Origin of the sequence: Arthrobacter sp. ZBG10 (assembly GCF_001238605.1) — a bacterium.
GTDB lineage: Bacteria > Actinomycetota > Actinomycetes > Actinomycetales > Micrococcaceae > Arthrobacter.
Window position 1 is genome coordinate 1 of the sequence record NZ_LFQH01000069.1, and the last position, 23145, is coordinate 23145.

General features: G+C 67.5%; 22 protein-coding genes and 2 tRNA genes. 7 read left to right on the top strand and 17 right to left on the bottom strand.

All coding sequences use genetic code 11. The features are described 5' to 3' along the window. The first annotated feature begins 473 nt into the window (after positions 1-473). The gene (locus ACU18_RS16200; protein WP_231686113.1) at positions 474-917 is read left to right on the top strand and encodes a DUF3515 domain-containing protein; all 444 of its coding nucleotides are present in this window, start codon (positions 474-476) and stop codon (positions 915-917) included. A 13-nt stretch (positions 918-930) separates the two neighbouring features. Here ACU18_RS16200 and ACU18_RS16205 read toward each other — a convergent pair whose 3' ends face one another. The 6 genes from ACU18_RS16205 to leuC form a co-directional block, all read right to left on the bottom strand. Further along, positions 931-2079 carry a D-alanine--D-alanine ligase family protein gene (locus tag ACU18_RS16205; RefSeq protein ID WP_050687239.1) on the bottom strand — a complete coding sequence of 383 codons (1149 nt, stop codon included), beginning with the start codon at positions 2077-2079 and terminating at the stop codon, positions 931-933. A gap of 1 nt (position 2080) precedes the next feature. Further along, positions 2081-3115: an NAD(P)H-dependent glycerol-3-phosphate dehydrogenase gene (locus ACU18_RS16210; protein WP_050687291.1), complete on the bottom strand. Its 1035-nt coding sequence runs from the start codon at positions 3113-3115 to the stop codon at positions 2081-2083. Between the two features lie 14 nt (positions 3116-3129). Continuing rightward, a complete protein-coding gene (locus ACU18_RS16215) occupies positions 3130-3903 on the bottom strand; it encodes a lysophospholipid acyltransferase family protein (RefSeq protein WP_050687240.1) in 774 nt (257 codons plus the stop codon). A 10-nt stretch (positions 3904-3913) separates the two neighbouring features. Further along, positions 3914-5239, bottom strand: coding sequence for a UDP-N-acetylglucosamine 1-carboxyvinyltransferase (murA, locus tag ACU18_RS16220; RefSeq protein WP_050687242.1), 1326 nt, complete (start codon positions 5237-5239; stop codon positions 3914-3916). 191 nt (positions 5240-5430) lie between these two features. Continuing rightward, entirely contained in the window at positions 5431-6036 is a 606-nt protein-coding gene (leuD, locus tag ACU18_RS16225) for a 3-isopropylmalate dehydratase small subunit (protein WP_050687244.1), read from the bottom strand. 8 nt (positions 6037-6044) lie between these two features. Continuing rightward, entirely contained in the window at positions 6045-7499 is a 1455-nt protein-coding gene (gene leuC / locus ACU18_RS16230; protein WP_050687293.1) for a 3-isopropylmalate dehydratase large subunit, read from the bottom strand. Positions 7500-7612: 113 nt separating this feature from the next. Here leuC and ACU18_RS16235 point away from each other — a divergent pair, with 113 nt between their 5' ends. Continuing rightward, positions 7613-8332: an IclR family transcriptional regulator gene (locus tag ACU18_RS16235; RefSeq protein ID WP_050687245.1), complete on the top strand. Its 720-nt coding sequence runs from the start codon at positions 7613-7615 to the stop codon at positions 8330-8332. A 41-nt stretch (positions 8333-8373) separates the two neighbouring features. After that, positions 8374-8925 (top strand): DUF1697 domain-containing protein, encoded by a 552-nt coding sequence (locus tag ACU18_RS16240; protein ID WP_050687247.1) that lies wholly within the window; start codon positions 8374-8376, stop codon positions 8923-8925. A 41-nt stretch (positions 8926-8966) separates the two neighbouring features. Here ACU18_RS16240 and ACU18_RS16245 read toward each other — a convergent pair whose 3' ends face one another. The 9 genes from ACU18_RS16245 to ACU18_RS16285 all read right to left on the bottom strand — a co-directional run bounded on the left by ACU18_RS16245 (position 8967) and on the right by ACU18_RS16285 (position 17087). After that, positions 8967-10583 (bottom strand): GTPase, encoded by a 1617-nt coding sequence (locus tag ACU18_RS16245; RefSeq protein WP_050687249.1) that lies wholly within the window; start codon positions 10581-10583, stop codon positions 8967-8969. Further along, entirely contained in the window at positions 10580-12346 is a 1767-nt protein-coding gene (locus ACU18_RS16250) for a dynamin family protein (protein WP_050687252.1), read from the bottom strand. The genes ACU18_RS16245 and ACU18_RS16250 overlap by 4 nt, the downstream gene beginning before the upstream one ends. A 67-nt stretch (positions 12347-12413) precedes the next feature. Then, positions 12414-12486: transfer RNA gene (locus ACU18_RS16255), tRNA-Glu, on the bottom strand. Between the two features lie 127 nt (positions 12487-12613). After that, positions 12614-12685, bottom strand: a tRNA-Gln gene (locus ACU18_RS16260). A gap of 202 nt (positions 12686-12887) precedes the next feature. Beyond that, on the bottom strand, positions 12888-13625 hold the full coding sequence (locus ACU18_RS16265; RefSeq protein ID WP_050687254.1) for an HAD family hydrolase: 738 nt from the start codon (positions 13623-13625) through the stop codon (positions 12888-12890). Next, positions 13625-15139, bottom strand: coding sequence for a glutamate--tRNA ligase (gene gltX / locus ACU18_RS16270; protein WP_050687256.1), 1515 nt, complete (start codon positions 15137-15139; stop codon positions 13625-13627). The genes ACU18_RS16265 and gltX overlap by 1 nt, the downstream gene beginning before the upstream one ends. 55 nt (positions 15140-15194) lie before the next feature. Then, a complete protein-coding gene (locus ACU18_RS16275; protein ID WP_050687258.1) occupies positions 15195-15452 on the bottom strand; it encodes a hypothetical protein in 258 nt (85 codons plus the stop codon). A gap of 18 nt (positions 15453-15470) precedes the next feature. Further along, positions 15471-16247, bottom strand: coding sequence for a fumarylacetoacetate hydrolase family protein (locus ACU18_RS16280; RefSeq protein ID WP_050687260.1), 777 nt, complete (start codon positions 16245-16247; stop codon positions 15471-15473). A 39-nt stretch (positions 16248-16286) separates the two neighbouring features. Next, entirely contained in the window at positions 16287-17087 is an 801-nt protein-coding gene (locus ACU18_RS16285) for an MBL fold metallo-hydrolase (RefSeq protein WP_442853720.1), read from the bottom strand. Positions 17088-17211: 124 nt separating this feature from the next. On the opposite strand from ACU18_RS16285, the gene ACU18_RS16290 reads away from it, so the two are divergent. Next, positions 17212-17808 carry a hypothetical protein gene (locus ACU18_RS16290; protein ID WP_050687264.1) on the top strand — a complete coding sequence of 199 codons (597 nt, stop codon included), beginning with the start codon at positions 17212-17214 and terminating at the stop codon, positions 17806-17808. Between the two features lie 90 nt (positions 17809-17898). Here the strand turns inward: ACU18_RS16290 and ACU18_RS16295 are convergent, their stop codons facing one another. Together ACU18_RS16295 and ACU18_RS16300 are read right to left on the bottom strand one after the other, a co-directional pair. Beyond that, positions 17899-19011: a branched-chain amino acid aminotransferase gene (locus tag ACU18_RS16295; RefSeq protein WP_050687265.1), complete on the bottom strand. Its 1113-nt coding sequence runs from the start codon at positions 19009-19011 to the stop codon at positions 17899-17901. Between the two features lie 103 nt (positions 19012-19114). Beyond that, positions 19115-20167, bottom strand: a complete 1053-nt coding sequence (locus tag ACU18_RS16300) for a 3-isopropylmalate dehydrogenase (RefSeq protein ID WP_050687267.1) — start codon at positions 20165-20167, stop codon at positions 19115-19117. A 115-nt stretch (positions 20168-20282) separates the two neighbouring features. Between ACU18_RS16300 and ACU18_RS16305 the strand changes: the two genes are divergently transcribed. The 3 genes from ACU18_RS16305 (at position 20283) to ACU18_RS16315 (ending at position 23143) form a co-directional block, all read left to right on the top strand. After that, complete coding sequence (locus ACU18_RS16305; protein ID WP_432244743.1) at positions 20283-21467, top strand: sensor histidine kinase; 1185 nt, start codon at positions 20283-20285, stop codon at positions 21465-21467. A gap of 3 nt (positions 21468-21470) precedes the next feature. Beyond that, on the top strand, positions 21471-22199 hold the full coding sequence (locus ACU18_RS16310) for a response regulator (protein WP_197273608.1): 729 nt from the start codon (positions 21471-21473) through the stop codon (positions 22197-22199). Between the two features lie 167 nt (positions 22200-22366). After that, positions 22367-23143, top strand: a complete 777-nt coding sequence (locus tag ACU18_RS16315) for an ABC transporter ATP-binding protein (protein WP_050687269.1) — start codon at positions 22367-22369, stop codon at positions 23141-23143. Positions 23144-23145 lie beyond the last annotated feature (2 nt).

The following is a 23145-nucleotide window of genomic DNA, read 5'->3' on the forward strand; positions in this document are numbered from 1 at the left end:
GTTGTACCCGGATCGGTCGTACCGGGATCAGATCCCCCTGGAACTTCGGGTTCTCCGGTAGGGTCACTGGGGCCTGGGGCCGTGGGGGCTCCAGTCGCCGGAGGCAGTGTCGGAAGCACGATGTCCGTGGCGAAAGCTCCGCTGACCGGACCAGCCAGGAGGATTGCAGAGACAGACAGCCCCGCAATTGCCCGCCCGGCATTTCTTTTCACGCCACAAAGACCCATCGGATTTCCTTCCCCCCAAGTTCATCGATCCGCTGCCGGATGCAGCTGCGAAGACCTTGCATATTCGTGGCGCCAACGGCACCCAACCTCGTCAGTCTACTGGAAGGTGACTCCCAGCAGCATATGTTATGTCTTTGGGCCCGGCCGGAACCCGAAAACCAAACGTAATTCCCCGGCTAGGCTTAATCAATGCCTGCCCCCCGCCGAATCCCGTTTCCCCGCACCGCGACAGCCTTTCTGTGCGCCATGGCGGCGCTCCCCCTGGCAGCCTGTGCCCCGGCCGTCGACGTCGCAGCCGCCGGTGACGCCGCAAATCCGGCCTGCGCACCGATGATGGTCGCGCTTCCGGATGCGATCGGCGATTCCCGGCTGCGCCAGACGAACAGCCAGGCCACCGCGGCCTGGGGCGATCCGTCACAGGTGATCCTCCGCTGCGGGGTCAACGTGCCCGGCCCCACCACTGACCGCTGCGTCACTGTGAACGGCATCGACTGGGTGATCCGGGAAGGTGACCCGGTCTGGACCCTCACCACGTACGGCCGCGAACCGGCCACGGAGATCCTGATGGATCCGGACAAAATCAGTTCCGCCACCGTACTGGCGGATCTTTCCACCGCCGCCGGCAAGGTCCCGGCCCAGCGCAATTGCGTGGGCCAGGAGGAACTGCAGAATTTGCCAAAGAGCCAGTAGGCCCCGGGGGCGGTTAGCGGAGGCCCGTTTTCCGGTTCAGGGCCAGGTGGATCAATTCATCGATCAGGTCGGCGTAGTCCAGCCCGGACGCGGCCCACATCTGCGGGTACATGCTTTTTGGCGTAAAACCGGGCATGGTGTTGATTTCGTTGATGATCAGCTCGCCCTGGCCGGTGTAGAAGAAATCCACCCGGCTCAGGCCCTCGGCGCCCACCGAGTCGAACGCCGCTGCGGCGAGTTCCCGGACCCGGGCAATCGCCTCGGCGGGGATGTCCGCGGGACAGCTCAGCGCGGCCGCGTCATCCTCCACATATTTGGCGTTGAAGTCGTAGAACTCGTGCGTTCCGCCGGCCACGGAAATCTCGCCGGGCATGGAAGTCCGCGGCGCGTCAGTTCCCCGTCCTTCCAGCACGGCGCACTCGATCTCCCGGCCAACAATCCCGGCCTCTATGACGAGCTTGAGGTCATGCCGGCGGGCTTCGTCGACGGCGGCATCCAGGTCCGCCAGTGAATCGACTTTGGAGATCCCCATGGAAGACCCGGCGCGTGCCGGTTTGACGAAAACGGGGAAACCAAGGCGGTCCACCTGCTTGCGCACGGCTTCGGGATCGGTCAGCCACTGCCGGTCGGTGACGGCGATGTAGGGGCCCACCTGGAGCCCGGCGGCTTCGAAGACCACCTTCATGTAGTGCTTGTCCATGCCCACGGCGGAGGCCAGGACACCGGCGCCCACGTAGCGGGTGTCCGAGAGTTCCAGCATGCCCTGGATGGTGCCGTCCTCCCCGAAGGGTCCGTGCAGCAGCGGGAAGACCACGTCCACTGTTCCCAGTTCCCGGGGCACCTCGTTGGGTGAGGCAACGATCAGCTGGTGTTCGCCGCCGATTTCAGCGAGGGTCACCGTCTCCAGCGACGCAGCGACTTCGGGCAGGGACTCATCGGCCAGGGACCACTGCGCGGTATCCGTGGACGCCAGGACCCACTGCCCGGACTTGGCGATCCCGATGGGGATGACCTCGTATTTATCCTTGTTGATGGCGCCCAAAACGCCTGCCGCGGTGACGCAACTCACCGCGTGCTCACTGGACCGTCCGCCGAAGAGGACAGCAACCCGGGGTTTGGCCCGGCCCGCCGTTTCCCCTGCTGTCAGTTTGTCGTGGGACATGTCAGTAATCGCCTTCAGGTTTGAGTTCCCGGGACAGCAGCACCGGTCCCAGTTGGTCTACGGACAGCCTGCCCGCCAGGACAGCCACCACGGCGGCCGTGATGGGCATGTCAACGTTCAGTTTGGCGGCCAATTCGTGCACCGCCTGGCCGGATTTGATGCCTTCTGCGGTCTGGGTCATTTTCCGGCCCACCTCGTCAAGGGTCAGACCCTCGCCCAACAGCCGGCCGGCGGTGTGGTTCCGGGACAGCGGGGATGAGCAGGTGGCAACGAGGTCACCCAGGCCTGCCAATCCGGCCATGGTCTGCGCATCGCCGCCCAGCGCCAAGGCAAGGCGGGACGTTTCCGCCAGTCCACGGGTGATGACGGAGGCCTTGGTGTTGTCGCCCATCTGCTTTCCTTCGCAGATCCCTACGGCCAGGGCGATCACGTTCTTGACGATCCCGCCGATCTCCACCCCCACCACGTCAGCCGTGGTGTAGGGCCGGAAATACGGCGCCGTGCAGGTCCGGGCGATCCAGCCGGCCACAGCGGAGTCGGTGCAGGCCACCACGGAGGCTGTTGGCTCCTCCCGGGCAATTTCCATCGCCAGGTTGGGGCCGGATACCACGGCGATGCGTTCGGGTGGCAGGCCGAGTTCAGCGCCGATGACCTCGCTCATCCGGGCGTCGGTGCCGAGTTCGAGGCCTTTCATGAGGGAGACCACCACTGCATCGGGCCCGATCATGCCCGCCCACTCCCGCAGCTGGGGCCGCAGCGACTGCGCCGGGACGGCGAGGACCACAAGGTCCGCGTCCCGGAGGACCTCCCGGACGTCAACGGATGCCGTGATGGTCGCGGGCAATTCGACGTCCTTGAGGTACTGCGGGTTCCGGGACCGGGCGTTGATCTGGTCCACCACTTCGGGGCGCCGCCCCCAGATGCGGATGCTGCGCTCTTCCCCGGACGCCGCAGCGGCATCAGCGAGGATCTTGGCGAAGGTTGTTCCCCAGGAGCCGGCACCCAGGACCGCTACGGAGCGGGCAGAGCCGGCCATCACACGTTCAGGGGTCACGGATTTTCCGTTCCTGCGCCGGACGGATCCTGGCCCCGGTCCATGAACCTGCCGTGCCGGGCCTGCTGCTGTTTGGCGGGATCCCAGCGCTCCGCCGGAGGCTCTTCGTTCCGGAGGGTGGCGAGCAGTTCCGTGATGGCGTCCATGATCGCCTCGGTGGCGCCGGAGAGGGTGGCTTTGTCCAGCGGCCGTCCTTCGAAGGCACTCAGGTCGACGGGGTCGCCCACCAGGACACGAGAGTGTTTCCGGGGAAAGAGGTGGAAGCGTTTGCCGTAGCGGGGGAAAACTTCGTGGGCGCCCCAGTGGGCAATGGGCACCACGGGGATGCCGCCCTCAAGGGCGAGCCGGGCGGCCCCGGTGTGGCCCTTCATCGGCCACAGGTCGGGGTCACGGGTCAGGGTGCCTTCGGGGTAGATAACGATTGCCCCGCCCTCGGCGACAACTTCCTGGGCGACCTGCAGCGAGCGGTTCGCGCCCGCCGTCGAGCGTTCCACGGGAATCTGTTTGGTGGAATGCAGCAGCCAGCCCAGCGCCGGGACCTTGAAGAGCCCGGCCTTCGCGAGGAAGTGCGGCGCCCGCTTCCGGTTATAGAGCATATGCCCCACCACCAGCGGATCAATTTCCGTGCAGTGGTTGGGCGCGGCGATGAAGCCGCCCGCCGGCAGCTTCTCCGTCCCTTCCCATTTTTTGGCCATCATGACGTTCAGGAGGGGACGGACCACGCCGGCGATGAAAATGAATGTGGCTCTGCTGAGGGCCGGTTCCTTCACGGTGGCCCCGCTACTTGGTGGTGGTGATGTCGAAGTCGGCGCCCAGGCCGGCGAGCTTTTCGGTGAAACGCTCGTAGCCGCGGTTGATGATGTCGATGCCGGTGACACGCGAGGTGCCGGTGGCCGCCAGCGCCGCGATCAGGTGGCTGAAACCGCCACGGAGGTCCGGAACGTCGATATCTGTTCCTGTGAGCTGGGTGGGTCCGGAAATCACGGCGGAGTGCAGGAAGTTCCGCTGGCCGAAGCGGCAGGGCACGCTGCCCAGGCATTCGCGGTGCACCTGGATGCTGGCACCCATGCGGATCAGCGCATCGGTGAAGCCGAAGCGGTTTTCGTAAACGGTCTCATGCACAATCGAGACGCCTTCGGCCTGGGTCAGGGCCACCACCAGCGGCTGCTGCCAGTCGGTCATGAAGCCGGGGTGCACGTCGGTTTCCAGGACCAGCGGGTTCAGTTTTCCGCCCCGGTGGTAGAAACGGATGCCGTCCTCGCCGATGTCCATTCCGCCACCCACCTTGCGGTAGGTGTTCAGGAAGGTCATCATGTCCCGCTGCGATGCGCCTTCCACAAAAATGTCGCCGCGGGTGACCAGCGCCGCGGAAGCCCACGACGCCGATTCGTTGCGGTCCGAGAGTGCGCGGTGGTTGTAGCCGCCAAGGTCACGGACGCCCTCGATGCGGATGGTGCGGTCTGTCTGGACGCTGATGATGGCGCCCATTTTCTGCAGCACCGCGATGAGGTCGATGATTTCCGGCTCGGTGGCCGCACCGGAAAGCTCCGTGATGCCCTCCGCCCGGGTTGCGCTGAGCAGCACCTGCTCTGTGGCGCCGACGGAGGGGTACGGCAGGGAGATCTTGGCGCCGTGCAGGCCCTTGGGGGCGGAGATGTGGATGCCGCCGGGTCGCTTCTCCACGACGGCACCGAACTGGCGCAGGACGTCCAGGTGGTAGTCGATGGGCCGGTCGCCGATCTTGCAGCCGCCCAGGTCGGGAATGAAGGCCTCGCCGATCGCATGGATCAGGGGCCCGCAGAGCAGGATGGGAATCCTGGAGTCGCCGGCGTGGGCGTCAATGGCGGTGCTGGAAGCTGTCTTGGCAGCTTTGGGGTCCAGGGTCAGGTCGCCCGTCACCGGGTCCTTCGCGACCGTGACGCCGTGCAGCTGCAGGAGGGAGGTCACCACCTCCACGTCCTTGATCTCCGGTACGTTCCGCAATACGGAGGGTTCGTTTCCCAGCAGCGCAGCCACCATCGCTTTGGGGACCAGGTTCTTGGCCCCCCGGACGGTGACGCGGCCTGTAAGCGGGACGCCGCCGCGGATTGTCAGAACACTACTCATTTACCGGTTTCCTTACGATCACTCGCCCCCAAGTCCTTGCAAAGGCTCCCACCAAGCATAGGAGGTGGCTTTACCGAACCGAAATAAGCGGGGCCGAAAGCAGGGCGTGGCGGTAAACACCACGGCAACAAAAAAGGGGTGGCACCCGTCCTGGACTGCAGGACGGGAGCCACCCCGCTGTGAGGCGGGAGCTACTGTGACAGCCGCGCCGGAAGGGTTTTCGGCTTGAAGACCGGCCGGGTGGCTTCGTAGGCGGTGATGTCTTCCTCGTGCTGGAGGGTCAGGCCAATGTCGTCCAGGCCTTCCAGGAGGCGCCAGCGGGTGTAGTCGTCGATTTCGAAGGGCGCCACGATGTTGCCGCACACCACGGTCTTCGACTCGAGATCAACCGTGACCTGGGTTCCGGGGGCGTTCTCCAGTTCTTTCCAGATCAGCTCGATGTCATCCTGGGCAACCTCGGCGGCCAGGAGGCCCTGCTTGCCGGAGTTGCCGCGGAAGATGTCCGCGAAACGGGATGACAGGACGGCTTTGAAGCCGTAGTCCTTCAGGGCCCAGACGGCGTGCTCGCGGGAGGACCCGGTGCCGAAATCAGGGCCGGCCACCAGCACCGAGCCGGTGTTGTAGGGCTCCTGGTTCAGGATGAAGGCGGGGTCCTTGCGCCAGGCGGAGAACAGGGCGTCCTCGAACCCGGTACGGGTGATGCGTTTGAGGTACACCGCGGGGATGATCTGGTCCGTGTCAACGTTGCTCTGGCGCAGCGGGACGCCGGTGCCGGTGTGCTTGGTGAACTTTTCCATGGCGTGTCCTAGGCTGCGTCGATGCGGATGGCGGCGGATTCGGGGGCCGGCTCAAGGTCCGAGGGGGAGCTGAGCGTGCCGCGGACTGCGGTGGCTGCAGCGACCACCGGGGAGACGAGGTGGGTGCGCCCACCCTTGCCCTGCCGGCCTTCGAAGTTGCGGTTGGAGGTGGAAGCGCAGCGCTCCCCCACCTCGAGCTGGTCCGGGTTCATGCCCAGGCACATCGAGCAGCCGGCGAACCGCCACTCGGCACCGAAGTCGGTGAAGACCTTATCCAGGCCCTCGGCTTCGGCTTCGAGCCGGACCCGGGCCGAGCCGGGTACCACCAGCATCCGGATGTTCGGATCCTTGACCCGGCCGCGGACGATGTCCGCGGCCGCACGGAGGTCCTCCATGCGGGAGTTGGTGCAGGAGCCCAGGAAGACCGTGTCCACCCGGATGTCCTTCATCGGCGTGCCGGCGGTCAATCCCATGTACTGCAGTGCGCGTTCCGCGGCGGCCTTGGCGTTTTCGTCGCCGAAGTCCTCCGGGCGCGGCACGGACTGGGAGAGCGAGACGCCCTGGCCGGGGTTGGTGCCCCACGTAACAAACGGCTCCAGCGTGTCGGCGTCAAGGTCAACGCTGACGTCGAAGGTGGCATCGTCGTCGGTGCGCAGCGTGTTCCAGTATTCGACGGCGGCGTCCCAGTCCGCTCCTTCGGGAGCGTGCGGGCGGCCCTGCATGTAGGCGTAGGTGGTTTCGTCCGGAGCGACCATGCCTGCGCGGGCACCGGCCTCGATGGACATGTTGCAGATGGTCATCCGGGCGTCCATGGACAGCGCGCGGATGGCGGAGCCGCGGTACTCCAGGACGTAGCCCTGGCCGCCGCCGGTCCCGATCTTGGCGATCACGGCCAGGATAATGTCCTTGGCCGTGACGCCGGGACGCAGCGTGCCTTCAACGTTGATGGCCATGGTCTTGAACGGCTTCAGGGACAGCGTCTGGGTGGCCATCACGTGCTCCACCTCGGAGGTGCCGATGCCCATCGCCAGCGCACCGAAGGCGCCATGGGTGGAGGTGTGCGAGTCGCCGCACACTACGGTCATGCCCGGTTGGGTGAGGCCCAGCTGAGGGCCCACCACATGCACGATGCCCTGTTCGGCGTCGCCCAGGCTGTGCAGCCGGACCCCGAATTCCGCGCAGTTGTTGCGCAGCGTCTGGATCTGGGTGCGGCTGGTCAGGTCCGCGATAGGCTTGTCGATGTCCAGTGTGGGGGTGTTATGGTCCTCCGTGGCGATCGTCAGGTCCGGACGGCGCAGCGGCCGGCCCGCCAACCGGAGGCCCTCAAAAGCCTGCGGCGAGGTAACCTCATGCACCAGGTGAAGGTCGATGAAAAGAAGATCAGGCTGGGCGTTGGCTCCTTCGCCGTCCCCTTTACGCACCACATGTGCGTCCCAGACCTTCTCGGCCAATGTCTTTGCCATGGCCATCTCCCTTCACTGCTGTTTGGCTGAATAGCTCAACTGAATCAGTACGGCTCTGCAATCCGCCAGCCGAAAGATTTGCATCTCAGATAATGAGACGGCAATATCATTACATGGACAATTCTAGTGGAGTCGGCGTCATTGATAAAGCGGCCCATGTACTTGACGCGCTCGAGGCCGGCCCGACCACCTTGGCGCAGCTTGTGGCTGCCACGGGACTGGCCCGTCCCACGGTTCACCGCCTGGCCCTGGCCCTGGTGCACCACCGGCTGGTCAGCCGCGACATCCAGGGCCGGTTCGTGCTGGGCAGCCGCCTCGTGGAGCTCGCCTCCGCCGCCGGCGAAGACCGCCTGATCGCCTCTGCCGGCCCCGTCCTGATGCAGTTGCGCGATGCCACCGGCGAAAGTGCGCAGATTTTCCGGCGCCAGGGTGACTGGCGCGTCTGCGTGGCGTCCGCTGAACGGCCCATCGGCCTGCGCGACACCATTCCCGTGGGCACCCAGCTGTCCATGAAGGCCGGCTCAGCCGCGCAGGTCCTGCTCGCCTGGGAGGACCATGACCGCCTCCTTGAAGGCCTTCAGTCGGCCCGTTTCACGCCCACGGTCCTGGCGGGCGTCCGCCGGCGGGGCTGGGGGCAGAGCCTCGGCGAGCGCGAGCCCGGGGTCGCTTCCGTCTCGGCACCGGTGCGCGGCCCGTCCGGCCGGGTCATCGCGGCCGTCTCCATTTCGGGCCCGATCGAACGGCTCACGCGTCAGCCCGGCAGGTTGCACGCCGAAGTGGTTTGCAACGCAGCCCGGGTGCTGACCGAGGCACTGCGCAAAAACAACGACTGAGCCCTCCCCCGCGGGCGCGCCGGGCCGCTAGGCTTTCGGGCATGGGCAGCTACGCAGTTTTTCTCCGCGGCATCAATGTAGGCGGGATCAACATCAAGATGGCGGACCTCCGCAAAGCCCTGGTGGAGCGCGGCTATCCAGACGTGCGGACGCTCCTGGCCAGCGGCAACGTGGTGCTTTCCAGCACCTCGGCCGCAGCGGACGTCAAAAAAGACATCGAGGAATGCCTGCGGAAGGCCTTCGGCTATGACGCCTGGGTGGTGGTCCTGGCGGCCGGCAGGGTTGCCCAGCTGGTGGCCGCGTGCCCTTACCCCGAGGACGACAAGTCCACCCACACGTACGTGACCGTGTCGTCGGAGCCGGCGGCACTGGACGACCTGATGGCGGCAGCTGCAGACCTGCCTGAATCCAGCCGGCAACGCCTTGCCCCTGAGGCCGTTGCGTGGCTGGCTCCTGCGGGCGGGACCCTGGACAGCCCGTTCAGCAAACTCACCGCCAAACCAAAATTCAAATCGGCCACCACCACCCGGAACCTGCGCACCCTCATCAAGGTGCGTGACGCCGTCGCGGTGTTACAGGCCGCAGCGCAGTAGCCTGCGCCCGGGCCGTAAACGCGCGGCCGGCTCTGGCTCCCCTACCTGGCTGAGGCCTTCTTGAGGGCCACAGCGAAGGCTGCGGACCGATCCACCGCCCGCTCCACCGGGCCCACCACCTGCTCCTGGGCCACGGCAGCCACCGCCATATGGAGGCGACGCCGGGCCGTGGCCGCCCGCGCGGCTGCTGCGCCGGCCGCGAGGAACCTCCCGGCGAGGGCCAGGAGAATCCCCAGGACCACACCCAACCCGATCAACACCGTGGGGACGGGCCAGCCTTCCACCCGGGGAACCTCCGGCACGGGCAGTTGCAGGTAGCCCAGGCCGGCCAGGACCGCCAACCAGCCAAGTCCCGCCGCGGCCGTGAGCAGTGCCAGCCATTGCACCACATTGAACACTCCCCACCACCAGGACCTCTTGTTGGCAGCGAGGTCTGTTCCCGCAATGGCTTGGTCCAGCGCGTCAGGCAACCGGTCGCGTGCCTCCCGGGCCGCAGCCCGAATGGCCGCGCGCCACGGACCCGGAGCCCCCGCGCCGGCGGCATCAGCAAATGCGCGGACCGCAGCGTCAGTGCGTGCCTGTTCCGGAGCTCCGGCCGGGGGCAGCGACGTCCGGTTCACTTCGGCAGGGGCGCTGCTGCGCAGGTTGAGCCGGCGCAACGGGTCAGGCCGGAACCTCGCCAGCCAACGGGTGACAGGCCAGCCGGTCCTGCGGGTTGCCTCCAACCGGTAGGAGCGGGCCACAGCGCGCACCACCACCGGGACGTTCGCCGCGGCGGCCAGTTCCGCCGCCAGCTGCTTCCTGGACGCCGGCTGCACTCCAGCGGCCCTGCCGGATCCGGACACGGCAGCCAGCTCCTCTGCCGCCCTGGCCACATCCGCAGCCAGCCGCTGTCCTTGTGCTCTGCGTTGCACGGCAGCGGTGCGGATGGCCGTCCGCACCGCGTCAACGCCTTGTCCGGTCACCGCGGATGCAGCCAGCACCCGCACCGCGCCCAGTCCTTCACCGGAGAGGATGCCACGGAGTGATTCGAGGACCGGTGCCACATCGGGCGACGGCAATCGGTCCACCTGGTTCAGCACCACCAGGGTCACGGCGCCGTGGGCTGCCAGCGGTGCGAGGAAGCCCTGGTGCACTGCTGCATCGGCGTATTTCTGCGGGTCCAGGACCCAGACCAGCACATCCACCAAGCCAACCATCCGTTGAACAACGGCGCGGTTGGCTTCCCTGGTCGAGTCGAAGTCGGGCAGGTCCAGCAGGATCAGCCCGGTGGACTCGTCCGCGAAGCCTTCCACGGGATCTGCCCGGTGCCGCTGGCCCACATCGAGCCAGTCGAGGATCGGTCCGCTGCCGTCCGCACCCCAGACGCCTGCCAGTGGTTCCGATGTGGTGGGACGGCGGGCGGCCGTCATCGCGATGTCTGCGTCACTGACGGCATTGAACAGCGAGGATTTCCCGCTGCCCGTGGCGCCGAAAAAACCCACCACCGTATGGTCGGCGGACAGCGAGCGGCGTGAGCTGGCACGCGCCAGGACCTCCAGCACTGCCTGCAGCGGCGGCTCGGGAAGGACGCCGGCCGCCGCGTCAACGGCGTCGTGCAGCGCCTGCAGCCTGCGGTCCAGGCTTGAGAACTCCCTGGCCCCGCTATGGCGGCTCACGCCTGCTCCGCGAGCCGGAGCAGGTCCCGGGACTGCGCAGCAAGGGCCTGCGTGGCGGCGTCCCCGGTTTGGGGCAGCAGGCTGAGGAATGTCTGCTGCTCGTCCGCCAGGAGCCGCACGCAGCGGGCGGCGAGGTCCTCCCGTGCCTTCTCCGCCATCCGGCGCACGGCATCCTCACCAAACACGGCTTCAAGCAGCCGCTGGCCCACCACGGCCGTCCCGCCGGCTACCCCCACCTCGAGTCCGGTGAGCCCGGCGGTCATGGAAAAAACCACAATCATCAACGCGGCGCCGAGCCCATTGATGCCGAAGGAAAGCCACCGCGCCTGTGTCCGCTTCCCCTGGCCCTCAGTCCGGATGAGCTCCATCAGGGCTTCCTGCCAGGCCCGGATTTCGGCCGAAGCGCGGGCACCGAAGCCGGGCGAGGTGGTGGACAGGTCCGCGGCCCCGAGGAGGTGGCGGCCGGCAGGGTCGGAGCGCCACCACTGGTCTGCCTCCTCGGCGGCCTTCGCTGCCTGGTCGGTGATGACAGCAAGCAGGCCGGTTTCGATGGCAGCTTCCACTCTGACCGCGGGCTCCGGTTCGCCCCGGAAAAACGCACCCATGCGGTCCCGGAAGCGGCCCACATTCTGTTCCAGGGTGCGGAAGAACTCGCCGGTGCCCACAAAGTCCTGCCACCGGGCCAGCACCTCGCCCCGAAGCAGCGCGCCGTCCCTGCTCGCCTCGAGGATCCGGGCCGCGGCATTGCTGTAGGCAGCCTCAGCACCGTCCGCCAGCCGTGCCGCGGCGTCCCGCTGTTCGTCCGACGCCTGGGCGACAACGGAAATCCGGGCCGCCAGCGCCCGGACTGCGCCGTTAAGGGTGCGCCGGGCAACCCCGGCCCGGCCGGCGGCATCGGCAGCCAGTTCTTCCAGCCACGTCCGCAACGGCCCGACCATCCCGACGGGGAGCATGCCCCGGACGTCAGGGCTGGTCTCGGGGATCACAAAAAGCCGGGCGGCGCCGAGGCCTTCCCGGTCCAGGAGGGAACGCAGGTCCGCGCTCACTTCGTCTTCGGCGCCGGGCGGAACACGGTCCAGCACCACTGCCACCATAATGTCCCGCGACGCGGCATTCAGGAGCAGCTGCCAAGGCACGGCATCGGCGTACCGGTTCGCCGTGGTGACAAAGATCCACAGATCGGCGGCCGCCAGCAGCTGGCCCGCCAGGGCACGGTTCCCGTCGGCGATGGAGTCCACGTCCGGGGCGTCGAGGAGGGCGATCCCTTGGGGGACCGCGGGGTCAGCCAGGAGCTCCAGGGCGGGCGCGGTAGCCGGGCTGCCCGGATCCGGTGGCCCCGGTGTGTCCGCCAGCGGGCCCCTGATCCGGCCCAGGCCCGGCAGCACCCGTTGGCCGTCAAACCAGCGCCCTTCCGAGGGGTGGTGCAGAAGGACGGGCTGGCGGGTGGTTGGCCGGATGGCACCGGAGCGGGTGACGGGATGGCCCACCAAGGCATTGACCAGCGTGGATTTGCCGGCGCCGGTTGATCCGCCGACGACGGCCAGCAACGGCGCCTCCAGGCTGCGGTAGCGGGGAAGGATGTAGTCATCAAGCTGGGCGACGGCATTGGCGGCATCCCGGCGGGCCTGGCCGGCGGCGGGCAATTCGAGTGGCAGGGTCACCGCGGCAAGGCCACTGCGGACGGCTTCAAGCAATTGCACCGCGGCGGAATCGTGCGGTCCCTGCGCTGGGACCGTGGTGTGCGGCTCGTTCCGGGTGGTCACAGGACCATCATGCCAGTTTGGTTAAGCAAAAATGGTCCCGGGCGGATGCCCGGGACCATTTAATGTGTGACCCCAGCGGGATTCGAACCCGCGTTACCGCCGTGAGAGGGCAGCGTACTAGGCCGCTATACGATGGGGCCAAGTACTTCCGTCCCGCATTCCTGCCGGACAAGCTCAGTGATTATTTCATACACTTTGCTTCCGTTTCAAATCGGCGGACCGGATGAAACGTTCTGGGTGAACAGCTTTTCAGCCTTCCAAACAGAGCTGGGATACCAGGACTCGAACCTAGAATGACGGTACCAGAAACCGTAGTGTTGCCAATTACACCATATCCCAATGATACTTTGGGGCCGGAATTCCGGGCTTTCGCCCCGCTCCGTGCGCCTCAGCACGAGAAATTACTCTACCCGAGTCTCGCGGCTCGCACAAATCGGCGAGCTGCCGTGTCCTGGGCCGCCTTCAGGGCAGGAAGGTCCCGGACAGGAAAGGTCCGTCAGCTGCGGATGACGGACCTTTCCTGATGGCAGGCACCCAGCGGTCAGGGAACCAGTTCGGACAGGGACTGGACCACGGGACCGCTGTAGCCCGCGCCGGGCTCCCCTGTCCTGTTGAGCCAAACGCCCAGCAGGCCTGCCGCCGTCGAGCCTTCCGCGTCCAGGAGCAGGTTGTCGCCCACGTAGAGGGTCCCGCCTGGCTCCGTGCCGAGGAGCCGGACACCCTCGAGGTAGATGGCAGGATCGGGTTTCACAACGCCCAGCGTGTCTGTGCCCACCAGCGTGCCAACGCGGGACAGCCCGGCGCTGTCCAGCTTGGCCCGCTGGTAGTCGTGGACGTTGTTGCTGACCGCACCGTAGGGAATCCCGGCGGCGTCCAGGGCGTCCAGGAGCGGCAGCACATCCGGAAACGGTTTGACGTAGGTCGGCTGTTTATCGGCGTAGGCCATCAGCCAGCGGTGGGATTCGACCTCATCCACCAGGTCCACCCCGAAGTGGCCCAGGGCCGCGCGTCCCCGCAGCAGCCGCTGTTCGTTGAACGTCAGCTCCCCGGCGAGGTAGGAATCGTAGTAGTGGGTGCTTTCGTGGGTAAAGATCCGGCCGAAGCGGTCCCAGCCGGCCTGGTCAAGGCCCGGCAGGAGGTGCTCGCTGACTTCGCGCAACGCGGTGGTCATGGCGTACCCCAGATCCACCAGGGTGTCGTCGATGTCAAAGAGGATGCCCGTGACGCGCCCGAACGGCGTCGCCAGGGCCCGGCCCTGCCCGGTGCCTGTGCCCGGCATCAGCCGCCGAACATCCGGAGCCGGCGGAGCGAGGATTCCTTGCCCAGGATCACCATGGATTCAAACAGGGGCGGGGAGATCCGGCGGCCGGAAACAGCAGTGCGGACGGGGCCGAACGCCAGGCGGGGCTTGATGCCCATGCCTTCGACCAGGGCTTCCTTCAAGGCTGCCTGGATGCTCTCCGGTGTCCAGTCCTGGACCGGCTCGAGGGCGGCAATGGCGGCAGCAAGGACCTCCGCCAGGTTTTCGGGCAGCCCCTTGCGGGCATCGTCCGCAACGTCGATGGCGTCGTCGGCCTTGAACAGGAAGGCCAGCATCTCCGGCGCCTCGCCCAGGAGGGTGATGCGTTCCTGCACCAGCGGTGCGGCCTCCGTCAGGATCTGTTCCTCGCGGTCCGTGAGGATCTCCCCCACCAGGCCGGCGGTGCGGAGGTAGGGAACCAGCCGTTCACGGAACACCTCGGGCGGCAGCAGGCGGACATGGGTGCCGTTGATGGCTTCGGCCTTTTTCAGGTCGAACCGGGCGGGGTTGCCCAAAACATCGTGGATGTCGAAGTTCTCCACCAGCTGCTCCACCGTAAAGATGTCCTCGTCCGCGCTCAGCGACCAGCCCAGCAGGGACAGGTAGTTCAGCAGGCCCTCGGGGATGAAGCCCCGTTCGCGGTGCAGGAAGAGGCTGGACTCGGGATCGCGCTTGGAGAGCTTCTTGTTGCCCTGGCCCATAACGTACGGCAGGTGGCCGAACTCCGGCATGTATTTGGCCACACCCACCGCGTACAGCGCGCGGTACAGCGCGATCTGGCGGGGTGTGGAGCTGAGCAGGTCCTCGCCCCGCAGGACGTGGGTGATCCCCATCAGGGCGTCGTCCACCGGGTTGACCAGGGTGTAGAGCGGTGCGCCGTTGGCACGGACCACGGCGAAGTCGGGCACTGATCCTGCGCGGAAGGTGATCTCGCCGCGGACCAGGTCGTTGAAGGTCAGGTCCTCGTCCGGCATCCGCAAACGGAGCACAGCCTCCCGGCCCTGGGACTTGAAGTCAGCCACCTGTTCCGCGGTGAGGGAACGGTCAAAGCCGTCGTAGCCAAGCTTCGGGTCCCGGCCCGCGGCGCGGTGGCGGGCTTCGATCTCGTCCGGGGTGGAGAAGGATTCATAGATGAAGCCCCCCTCCCGCAGCCGGGCGATGACGTCCTGGTAGATGTCGCTGCGCTGGGACTGGCGGTAGGGTTCGTGCGGTCCGCCCACCTCGACGCCCTCGTCCCAGTCGATGCCGAGCCACTTCAGCGCGTCAAGAAGCTGGTGGTAGCTTTCCTCGCTGTCCCGGGCGGAGTCGGTGTCCTCGATCCGGAACACCATGGTGCCCTTGGTGTGGCGTGCGTACGCCCAGTTGAAAAGGGCGGTCCGGATGAGGCCCACATGCGGGGTACCCGTGGGTGACGGGCAGAAACGGACCCGGACGGGGGTATCCGCGGTGACGGACGGGATGGAGGCAGCATTTGACGCGGGAGCAGTAGTCATAGTGGCTTCAACTTTACCGCCTGCCACCAGCCCCGCTACGAACCGGCCCCGCGTCTCAGCCCCGGCTGCCGCCTGGCCGGGACCGGCGCCGCAGCACGCGCACCAGATAGTAGCCGGCCAGCAGCACGCCGAGGCCAAGGAAGACCAGCACCAGCCAGACCGGGCCGCCCAGCCAGTGCACGGCGCGCCCGGCCATGGCGAAGGTGCCCACACAGGCCACGGCGTACGTCAGGAAGGACCGGACGGTGCGGGGGCCGGTCAGCAGCCGGCGGGTGGCCTCCCACTGGCCGGCGTCGGCCGGTACCCTGCGCAACGCTCCCCCGGGCCGGCCTTAGCGGCGGACGATCGGGTTGGACAGCCGGCCGATGCCTTCGATTTCCACCTCGAAGCGGTCCCCGGCCGTGACGAGACCCACACCGGCGGGGGTGCCGGTCATGATCACGTCGCCGGGAAGGAGGGTGAACGCCCGGGACACCACAGAGACGAGTTCGCGGACGCCGCGGATCATTTGGCTGGTGTTGCCGTCCTGGCGCAGTTCACCGTTCAGGCGGCCCTGGATCTGCAGGTCCTCGGTGTCCAGTTCGGTTTCGATCCACGGCCCCAGCGGGGCAGAGGTATCAAAGCCCTTGGCGCGGGCCCACTGAAGGTCGGTTTTCTGCACGTCCCGGGCCGTGAGGTCGTTGCCGCAGGTGTAGCCGAAGATCACGTCGTCAACCCGCTCCTCGGGGACGTCCTTGCAGATCCGGCCGATCACCACGCAGAGTTCGGCTTCAAACGAGATTTCCTCGGAGAATTCCGGCAGCACCACGGGATCGTTGGGACCCACCACGGCGGTGTTGGGCTTCAGGAACAGCAGGGGCTGTGCCGGCACTTCGTTGCCCAGTTCCTCGGCGTGGGCGACATAGTTCCGGCCAACGCCGATGACTTTGCTGCGCGGGATGATCGGGGCCAGCAGCCGGACGTCCTCCAGCTTGTGGCGGACGCCGGTGCGCTCCACCCCATTGAAGAAGGGGTCACCCTGGATGACAGTGACTTCCTCACTGCCGGCATCACCTTCAACAACGCCGTAGAGGGGATCGGAATCAACAACAAACCTGGCAATACGCATGGTCCCTAGCCTACCGTCCCGGCCGCGCCACTCCGCCGGCTACTGTCCGCCGCCACCTTCGCGGAGGTAGTGGAGCTGGGCAGCGACGGACAGTTCCGCCGCCCGCCGGACGGAACGGTCGACGTCGGCATAAACAGCGTCCGCCACCGCACCGGCGGTGGCGTCCCGGCCCAGCCGCTGCAGCGCGGCGCGGACCTGCACCAACCTGCCCTGCCGGTGCTCCCGGTAGGCAGCGGCCGCCGCCGCCACCGACGGCAGAACCGGACCATGCGCGGGCAGCACCGTCGCCGGACCAAGCTCCGCGAGCCGGTCCAGGCTGGCCAGGTAATCCCCGAGCGTGCCGTCCGGGAAGTCCAGCATGGTGGTGCCACGGCCCAGGAGGGTGTCGCCGGTCAACACCGAACCGGTCCCGGCCTGGTCCGCCGGCAGGTGGAAGCAGACCGAATCCGAGGTATGGCCGGGCGTGGCAAGGACGGTGATGTCCACACCGGCGGCCAGGATCACCTCATTGTCCCGGAGCGGCGGCCCGCCGTGGCAGTGTTCCGGGAGGGCGGCCCGCACCGGTGCGCCGGTGAGTTCCTGCAGGCGGCGCGAACCCTCGGTGTGGTCAGCGTGCCGGTGGGTCACCAGGATCAGCACCACCCGCCGTTGCCCGGCCAGGGCCTGCAGGTGGCCTTCGTCCGACGGGCCGGGATCCACCACCACCACGTCCGGAGAGCCCGGCCGCCGGACCAGATAGGAGTTGGTTCCGTCCAGGGACATGGGCCCGGGGTTCGGGGCCAGGATGGACTGTGTCAGCGGGGAGGTGCGCTGCGGGGCGGGTCCGGAAGCGTGTGTCACCACACCATCCTTGCACCGGCCGGGCATGCCGGCCGTCGTCGCCGCCGGAATAGAACCGGGAGCGGCAGCCGTTGACCACGGGTGAAGACCACTTGCAGTCAACCAGGAAGCCGGAAAAGACACCATGAGCAGCACCACCACCCTTGCAGGCATTCTCTCCGAAGCGAATGCGGCCGGCCACGACCACGCAGCGACCGAAAAGAACAACGGACTCCAGCACATCCACAACCACGCCACCGGGAGCATCGTGTGGTTCCCCACCTGGAAGAAGTTCCGTGAGACCTCGGACTGGACCGACGCGGTGCAGGCCGCGGCAGCGGAGCTGAAGGCATCCTCCGCACCCTTGGAGGAAGCTGCGGCCGCCCTGCTTGCCTCCGACCTTGAAGCCCTGCTGGCGCGGGCTGCTGAATCGGCCGACGCCAACGTCTTCGTCCAGGAAAACCTGACCCCGCACCTTACCCGGACCTGGGCCGTAGGGGACGCAGCAGCGCAGGCCGCCGGGACGGACCTTCCCAACGGCGGCACCACACCGGCCGTTTTTGCCGCCTACCCGTACGATGCCTATGCCCAGGACGGCGGCGCTTTCGCCACAGCCCTCTGGAACGATGTCATTGACGCCCGCCGGGACCATGCACTGGCTGAGGAAGCCGCGCGGAAGGCACTCAAGCCGGTGTCCCGCAAAGCCCTGAAGAACGCAGCCCGCAAGGCCGCACGGCGCTAACGGGCCGCCGTCGGGCGTGAAACACCCGGGAACAGAAGCAGCGCCCGCCGGGCCAAGACCCGACGGGCGCTGCTGCGCTGTGTGAACCGGTTACGCCAGGCGGGTGAGCCAGCCGTGCGTGTCCGGGACGGCGCCGGTCTGGATGCCCAGCAGCTGGGTCCTGATGGCCATGGTGGTTTCACCGGCTGTGGCGTCCTCGGAACCGATGAATTCCGTGGCGTCGCGGAGCACACCGATAGGGGTGATCACGGCCGCTGTTCCGCACGCAAACACTTCGGCGATCTCGCCGGAGGCCACGCCGTCGCGCCATTCGTCCAGGGTGATCTTGCGTTCGCTGACCTCGCGGCCCATGTCCTTGGCCACCTGGATGACGGACATCCTGGTGATGCCTTCGAGGATGGTGCCGGTGAGCGCGGGAGTGACCAGCGAGCCGTCCTTCATCACAAAGAACACGTTCATGCCGCCGAGTTCTTCAACGGCATTGTCGTTGGCCTGGTCCAGGAACAGCACCTGCTTGCAACCGTTGGCTTCCGCCTCCTGCTGGGCAATGAGCGACGCGGCGTAGTTGCCGCCGCACTTGGCTGCACCGGTGCCGCCGCGGCCTGCGCGGGCGTATTCGCGGGAGATCCAGATGGAAACGGGCTTCAATTCGCCGCCGAAGTAGTTGCCGGCCGGCGACGCGATGACCCGGAAAGAAACTTCGCGGGCTGCCCGGACGCCCAGGAATGCCTCTGTGGCGATCATGAACGGCCGCAGGTAAAGGGCTTCGCCGTCGCCGCCGGGAACCCACTCACGGTCCGCGGACACCAGTTCCCGGATGGCACCCAGGAAGTATTCTGCGGGCAGTTCGGGCAAGGCCAGCCGGCGGGCCGAGTTGTTCAGCCGCGCGGCATTGGCTTCAGGCCGGAACGTCCACACGGAACCGTCCGCGTGGCGGTAGGCCTTGAGGCCCTCAAAAATCTCCTGGCCGTAGTGCAGCACCGCCGCTGACGGGTCCAGGCTGATGGGCCCATAGGCCTCAACCCGTGCACTGTGCCAGCCGCCGTTGCCGCTTTCGTCCACGCTGTAGTCGACGACGGCGGTGTGGTCGGTGAAGTAGTTGCCAAATCCCGGGTTGGCCAGGATGGCAGCACGCTCTTGCGCAGACTTCGGGTTGGCCGAGGGCTGCTGGCTGAATTCGACGCCATGGGCAGTCTGAGTCATGGTTCCTCCACGATCGGCCGCCCTCTGTTCAGCACTGGACGTCGGGCGGCATTTGGTGATTCGGATCAAGCTTACGCCCGAAGACGAACGCTCCGGAGCGGCTTCAGAGCCCGGCAGCGATGGCGTCGCCCACGGCGCTGGTGGAGCGCGCGGCACCGTCCCGGCGTTCGACGTCGGCAACCACCGCCGCCTCGATCCTGCGGGCCGCCGCGGTGAAGCCGAGGTGGTCCAGCAGGAGGGCTGCGGAGAGGATGGCGGCGGTGGGGTCGGCCTTGCCCTGGCCGGCGATGTCCGGAGCCGAGCCGTGGACGGGTTCGAACATGGAAGGCGCCGTCCGGTCCATGTTGATGTTTCCGGAGGCGGCCAGGCCGATGCCGCCGGTGATGGCCGCGGCAAGGTCGGTGAGAATGTCGCCGAAGAGGTTGTCGGTGACAATGACGTCGAAGCGGGACGGGTCCGTGACCATAAAGATCGTGGCGGCGTCCACGTGCAGGTAGTCGTGGGTGACCTCCGGGAATTCCTGCGCCACGGCCTCCACCGTGCGCTTCCAGAGGTGCCCGGCGAAGACCAGCACGTTGTGCTTGTGGACCAGGGTGAGGTGCTTGCGGTCGCGTTCGCTGGCCCGGCGGAACGCGTCCCGGACCACGCGTTCCACGCCGTGCGCCGTGTTCAGGGACACCTCGGTGGCCACTTCATGGATGGTTCCGGTGCGCAGGCTGCCGCCGTTGCCCACATACGGCCCCTCGGTGCCTTCGCGGACCACGATGAAGTCGATGACTCCGGGGTTGGCCAGCGGGCTGCCCACGGTCCCGTACAGGCGGGACGGGCGCAGGTTGACGTAGTGGTCCAGGCTGAACCGCAGCTTCAGCAGCATCTCGCGTTCGATGATCCCGGACGGAATCCGGGTGTCACCGGGTGCCGCGCCCACAGCGCCGAACAGGATGGCGTCCCGGGTCCGGAGATCGGCCAGGACCTCATCCGGGAGGGTTTCCCCGGTGGCCAGCCAGTGCTCGGCACCGAGCTTGTATTCGGTCTGCTTGAGCTCCACACCTTCGGCCGCAACGGCCTTCTCCAGGACTTTGAGGGCCTCGGCAATGACCTCGGGGCCAATGCCGTCGCCGGGAATAACTGCCAGATCAATGGAGGATGCGCTCATGGTTTCAGGGTAGCCAAGTCATCCATATGGTGGTCAAGCCGTCTCATTATCCGAACACCCGGCGATATCCACCCAGGGCATGAGGCGGCACTGTCCGGCGGGCGCATAGAGTTCCATGGTGGACAGACGGCACAGCATGTACAACTGGCTCCGGGACAATACCTTCAAGGTGGACCTCGTGCTGATGCTCGGCATCCTCCTGTTCTGCGGGCCGGTGTACCTCCTGGCGGACCGGCCGGACCACTTCATCCTTTCCACGGCCATGGTGGTGCCGCTGGCCTGGCGGCGCAGCCATCCGGTCCGCGCAGCATCGGTGATTGTCCTGGCCTGCCTGGTCCAGTGGTCCCTGGGCCTGGAGCCGCTGGCCGGACTCGTGGCCGTCCCCGTCATCATCTATGCCGTGGCAGCCTATGGGCCTGCCTGGGCCAGCCGCACCGTCCTGATCCTGGGGCTGGTGGGCGGCGTGATGCTGACCAGCCGGAACTTCAGCGGCACCGCCGAAACGGGGGTGCTGGGCCTGACCATCAGCGCCGTCTATGCCGTCCTGATCTGGATGCTGGTCCTCTTCAGCTGGACCCTGGGCGACCTCACCCGGGTCCGCAGGCTGCAGCTCCAAACCCTCTCGGACCGGGCCCGGCGGCTGGAAACCGAGCAACAGCAGGAACGGTCACTGGCTGCCGCTGATGAGCGGGCCCACATCGCCCGGGAAATGCACGACATTGTGGCCCATTCGCTGTCGGTGATCATCACGCAGGCGGACGGTGCCCGGTATGCTTCGGCCGCGGATCCGGCCATCGCCACCGAAACCCTGGCAACCGTTGCGGCCACGGCCCGCGGCTCCCTCGCGGAGATGCGCCGGCTGCTGGGGGTGCTGCGCCAGGAGGATGGCGCCTCCACCCGGCCCCTGCCAGGACTCGCGGACCTCGATGACCTTTTCCTCGGCTTCCGCGCCACCGGGATGCGGCTGGAGTCCGGCCAGGACGGCACTCCGCGGCGCACCCTGCCGCCCGGGGCCGAACTCACCGCCTACCGGGCGCTGCAGGAAGCGCTGACCAACGTCCTCAAGCACGCCGGGCCGCAGGCCGGCGCCAGGGTGCTGCTCAGCTGGCAGTCCCGGGGCCTGCAGCTGGACGTGCACGACGACGGCCGGGGCGCCGCTGCCGATCCCACCGACGGCGCGGGCAACGGCCTGCGGGGAATGCGGGAGCGGATCAGCCTTTACGATGGTTCGTTGACGGCCGGCCCGGCCGCCGGCGGAGGCTTCCACGTCTCCGCGTTCCTGCCCTACACGGAAGCCTGAGCGATGACCGACCCCCTGGAAGCCCCGCCGGCCGGCACCATCAAGGTGGCCCTGGTGGATGACCAGCGGCTGGTCCGCTCCGGCTTCGGCATGCTGATCAACTCCCAGCCCGACCTGGAAGTGGTGGCCGAAGCGGGCAACGGCATCGAAGCGCTGCAGGCGCTCTCCGCGGTCTCCGCGGACGTGGTGCTGATGGACGTGCGGATGCCCGGCATGGACGGCATCGAAGCCACCCGCCAGCTGATGGAACGCGCCCTGGCCGCACCCGCCGGGTCCCGGCGGGCCAACATCCGGATCGTCATGCTGACCACGTTTGACCTCGATGAATACGCGCTGGCCGCCATCCAGGCCGGCGCCAGCGGTTTCCTCCTCAAGGACGCTCCGCCGGAGGAACTGCTGGAAGCCATCCGAACGGTGCACCGGGGCGACGCGGTGATTGCCCCCTCCACCACCCGGCGGCTCCTGGAACACGTTGCCCCGCTGCTCCGCGCCCAGGCACCGGCGCAGCCGGAACACGACGCCGCGGTGGCCCGGCTGACCGCCCGCGAGCGGGAGGTCTTTGAACTGATCGCCCAGGGGCAGTCCAACCCTGAAATCGCTGTGGGCCTGTTTGTCTCCGAGGCAACCGTCAAAACCCATGTGGGACACATCCTGGCCAAGCTGGGCGCCCGGGACCGGGTCCAGGCCGTGGTCATCGCGTACGAAACGGGAATCGTGGTCCCCGGAAACTAGGCCGCGGTCCGGCGCGGCACCTGGCAGCGATCCGTGGCAACGGCACCTGGCAGCGACGTGGGTGGACAGGCCCGGGCCGGGCGTCCGCCCACGGTATGAGGGACCGGCCGTAAAGGACCAGCCCGTCGGCCGATCCCGGATCCGGCGCCGGCCCATAGCGTGGAACCATGACAACTTCCCTGCATGACCATCACTCCCCCGCCAGCGGCAACCCGGCCGCCGGCCCGGCCGTCCAGGCCATCTCCCTGGCCAAGACCTACGGCCGCGGCGACACCCGCGTCAGCGCCCTGCGGGATGTCAGCGTCAGCTTCGAGGCCGGCCGCTTTACCGCCATCATGGGACCCTCCGGTTCCGGTAAGTCCACCCTGATGCACTGCCTGGCCGGCCTGGACTCAGCTGACGCCGGGCAGATCCTGGTGGCCGGGACGGACATCACGGCGCTCAACGACAAGCAGCTCACCGCCCTCCGGCGGGACCGGATCGGCTTCGTCTTCCAGGCCTTCAACCTGGTGCCCACGCTGACGGCCGAACAAAACATCACCCTTCCGCTGGCCCTGGCCAACGCCGCAACCGACAAGGAATGGTTCGACTATGTGGTGGCCACGCTCGGGCTCAAGGACCGGCTGCGCCACCGCCCGCACGAACTCTCGGGCGGCCAGCAGCAGCGGGTGGCGGTGGCCCGCGCCCTCCTGACCCGCCCGGACGTGATTTTCGGCGATGAACCCACCGGCAACCTGGATTCGACGGCGGGCGGCGAGGTCCTGGCCCTGCTGCGCCGCAGCAGCCAGGAGATGGGCCAGACCATCATCATGGTGACCCATGATCCCGTGGCGGCCAGCTACGCGGACCGCGTGGTCCTCATGAGTGACGGCAACCTGGTGGGCGAGATCCACGAGCCCACCGCCGACTCCGTCCTGGCAGCCCTCGGCAAGCTGGGGGCATAGCC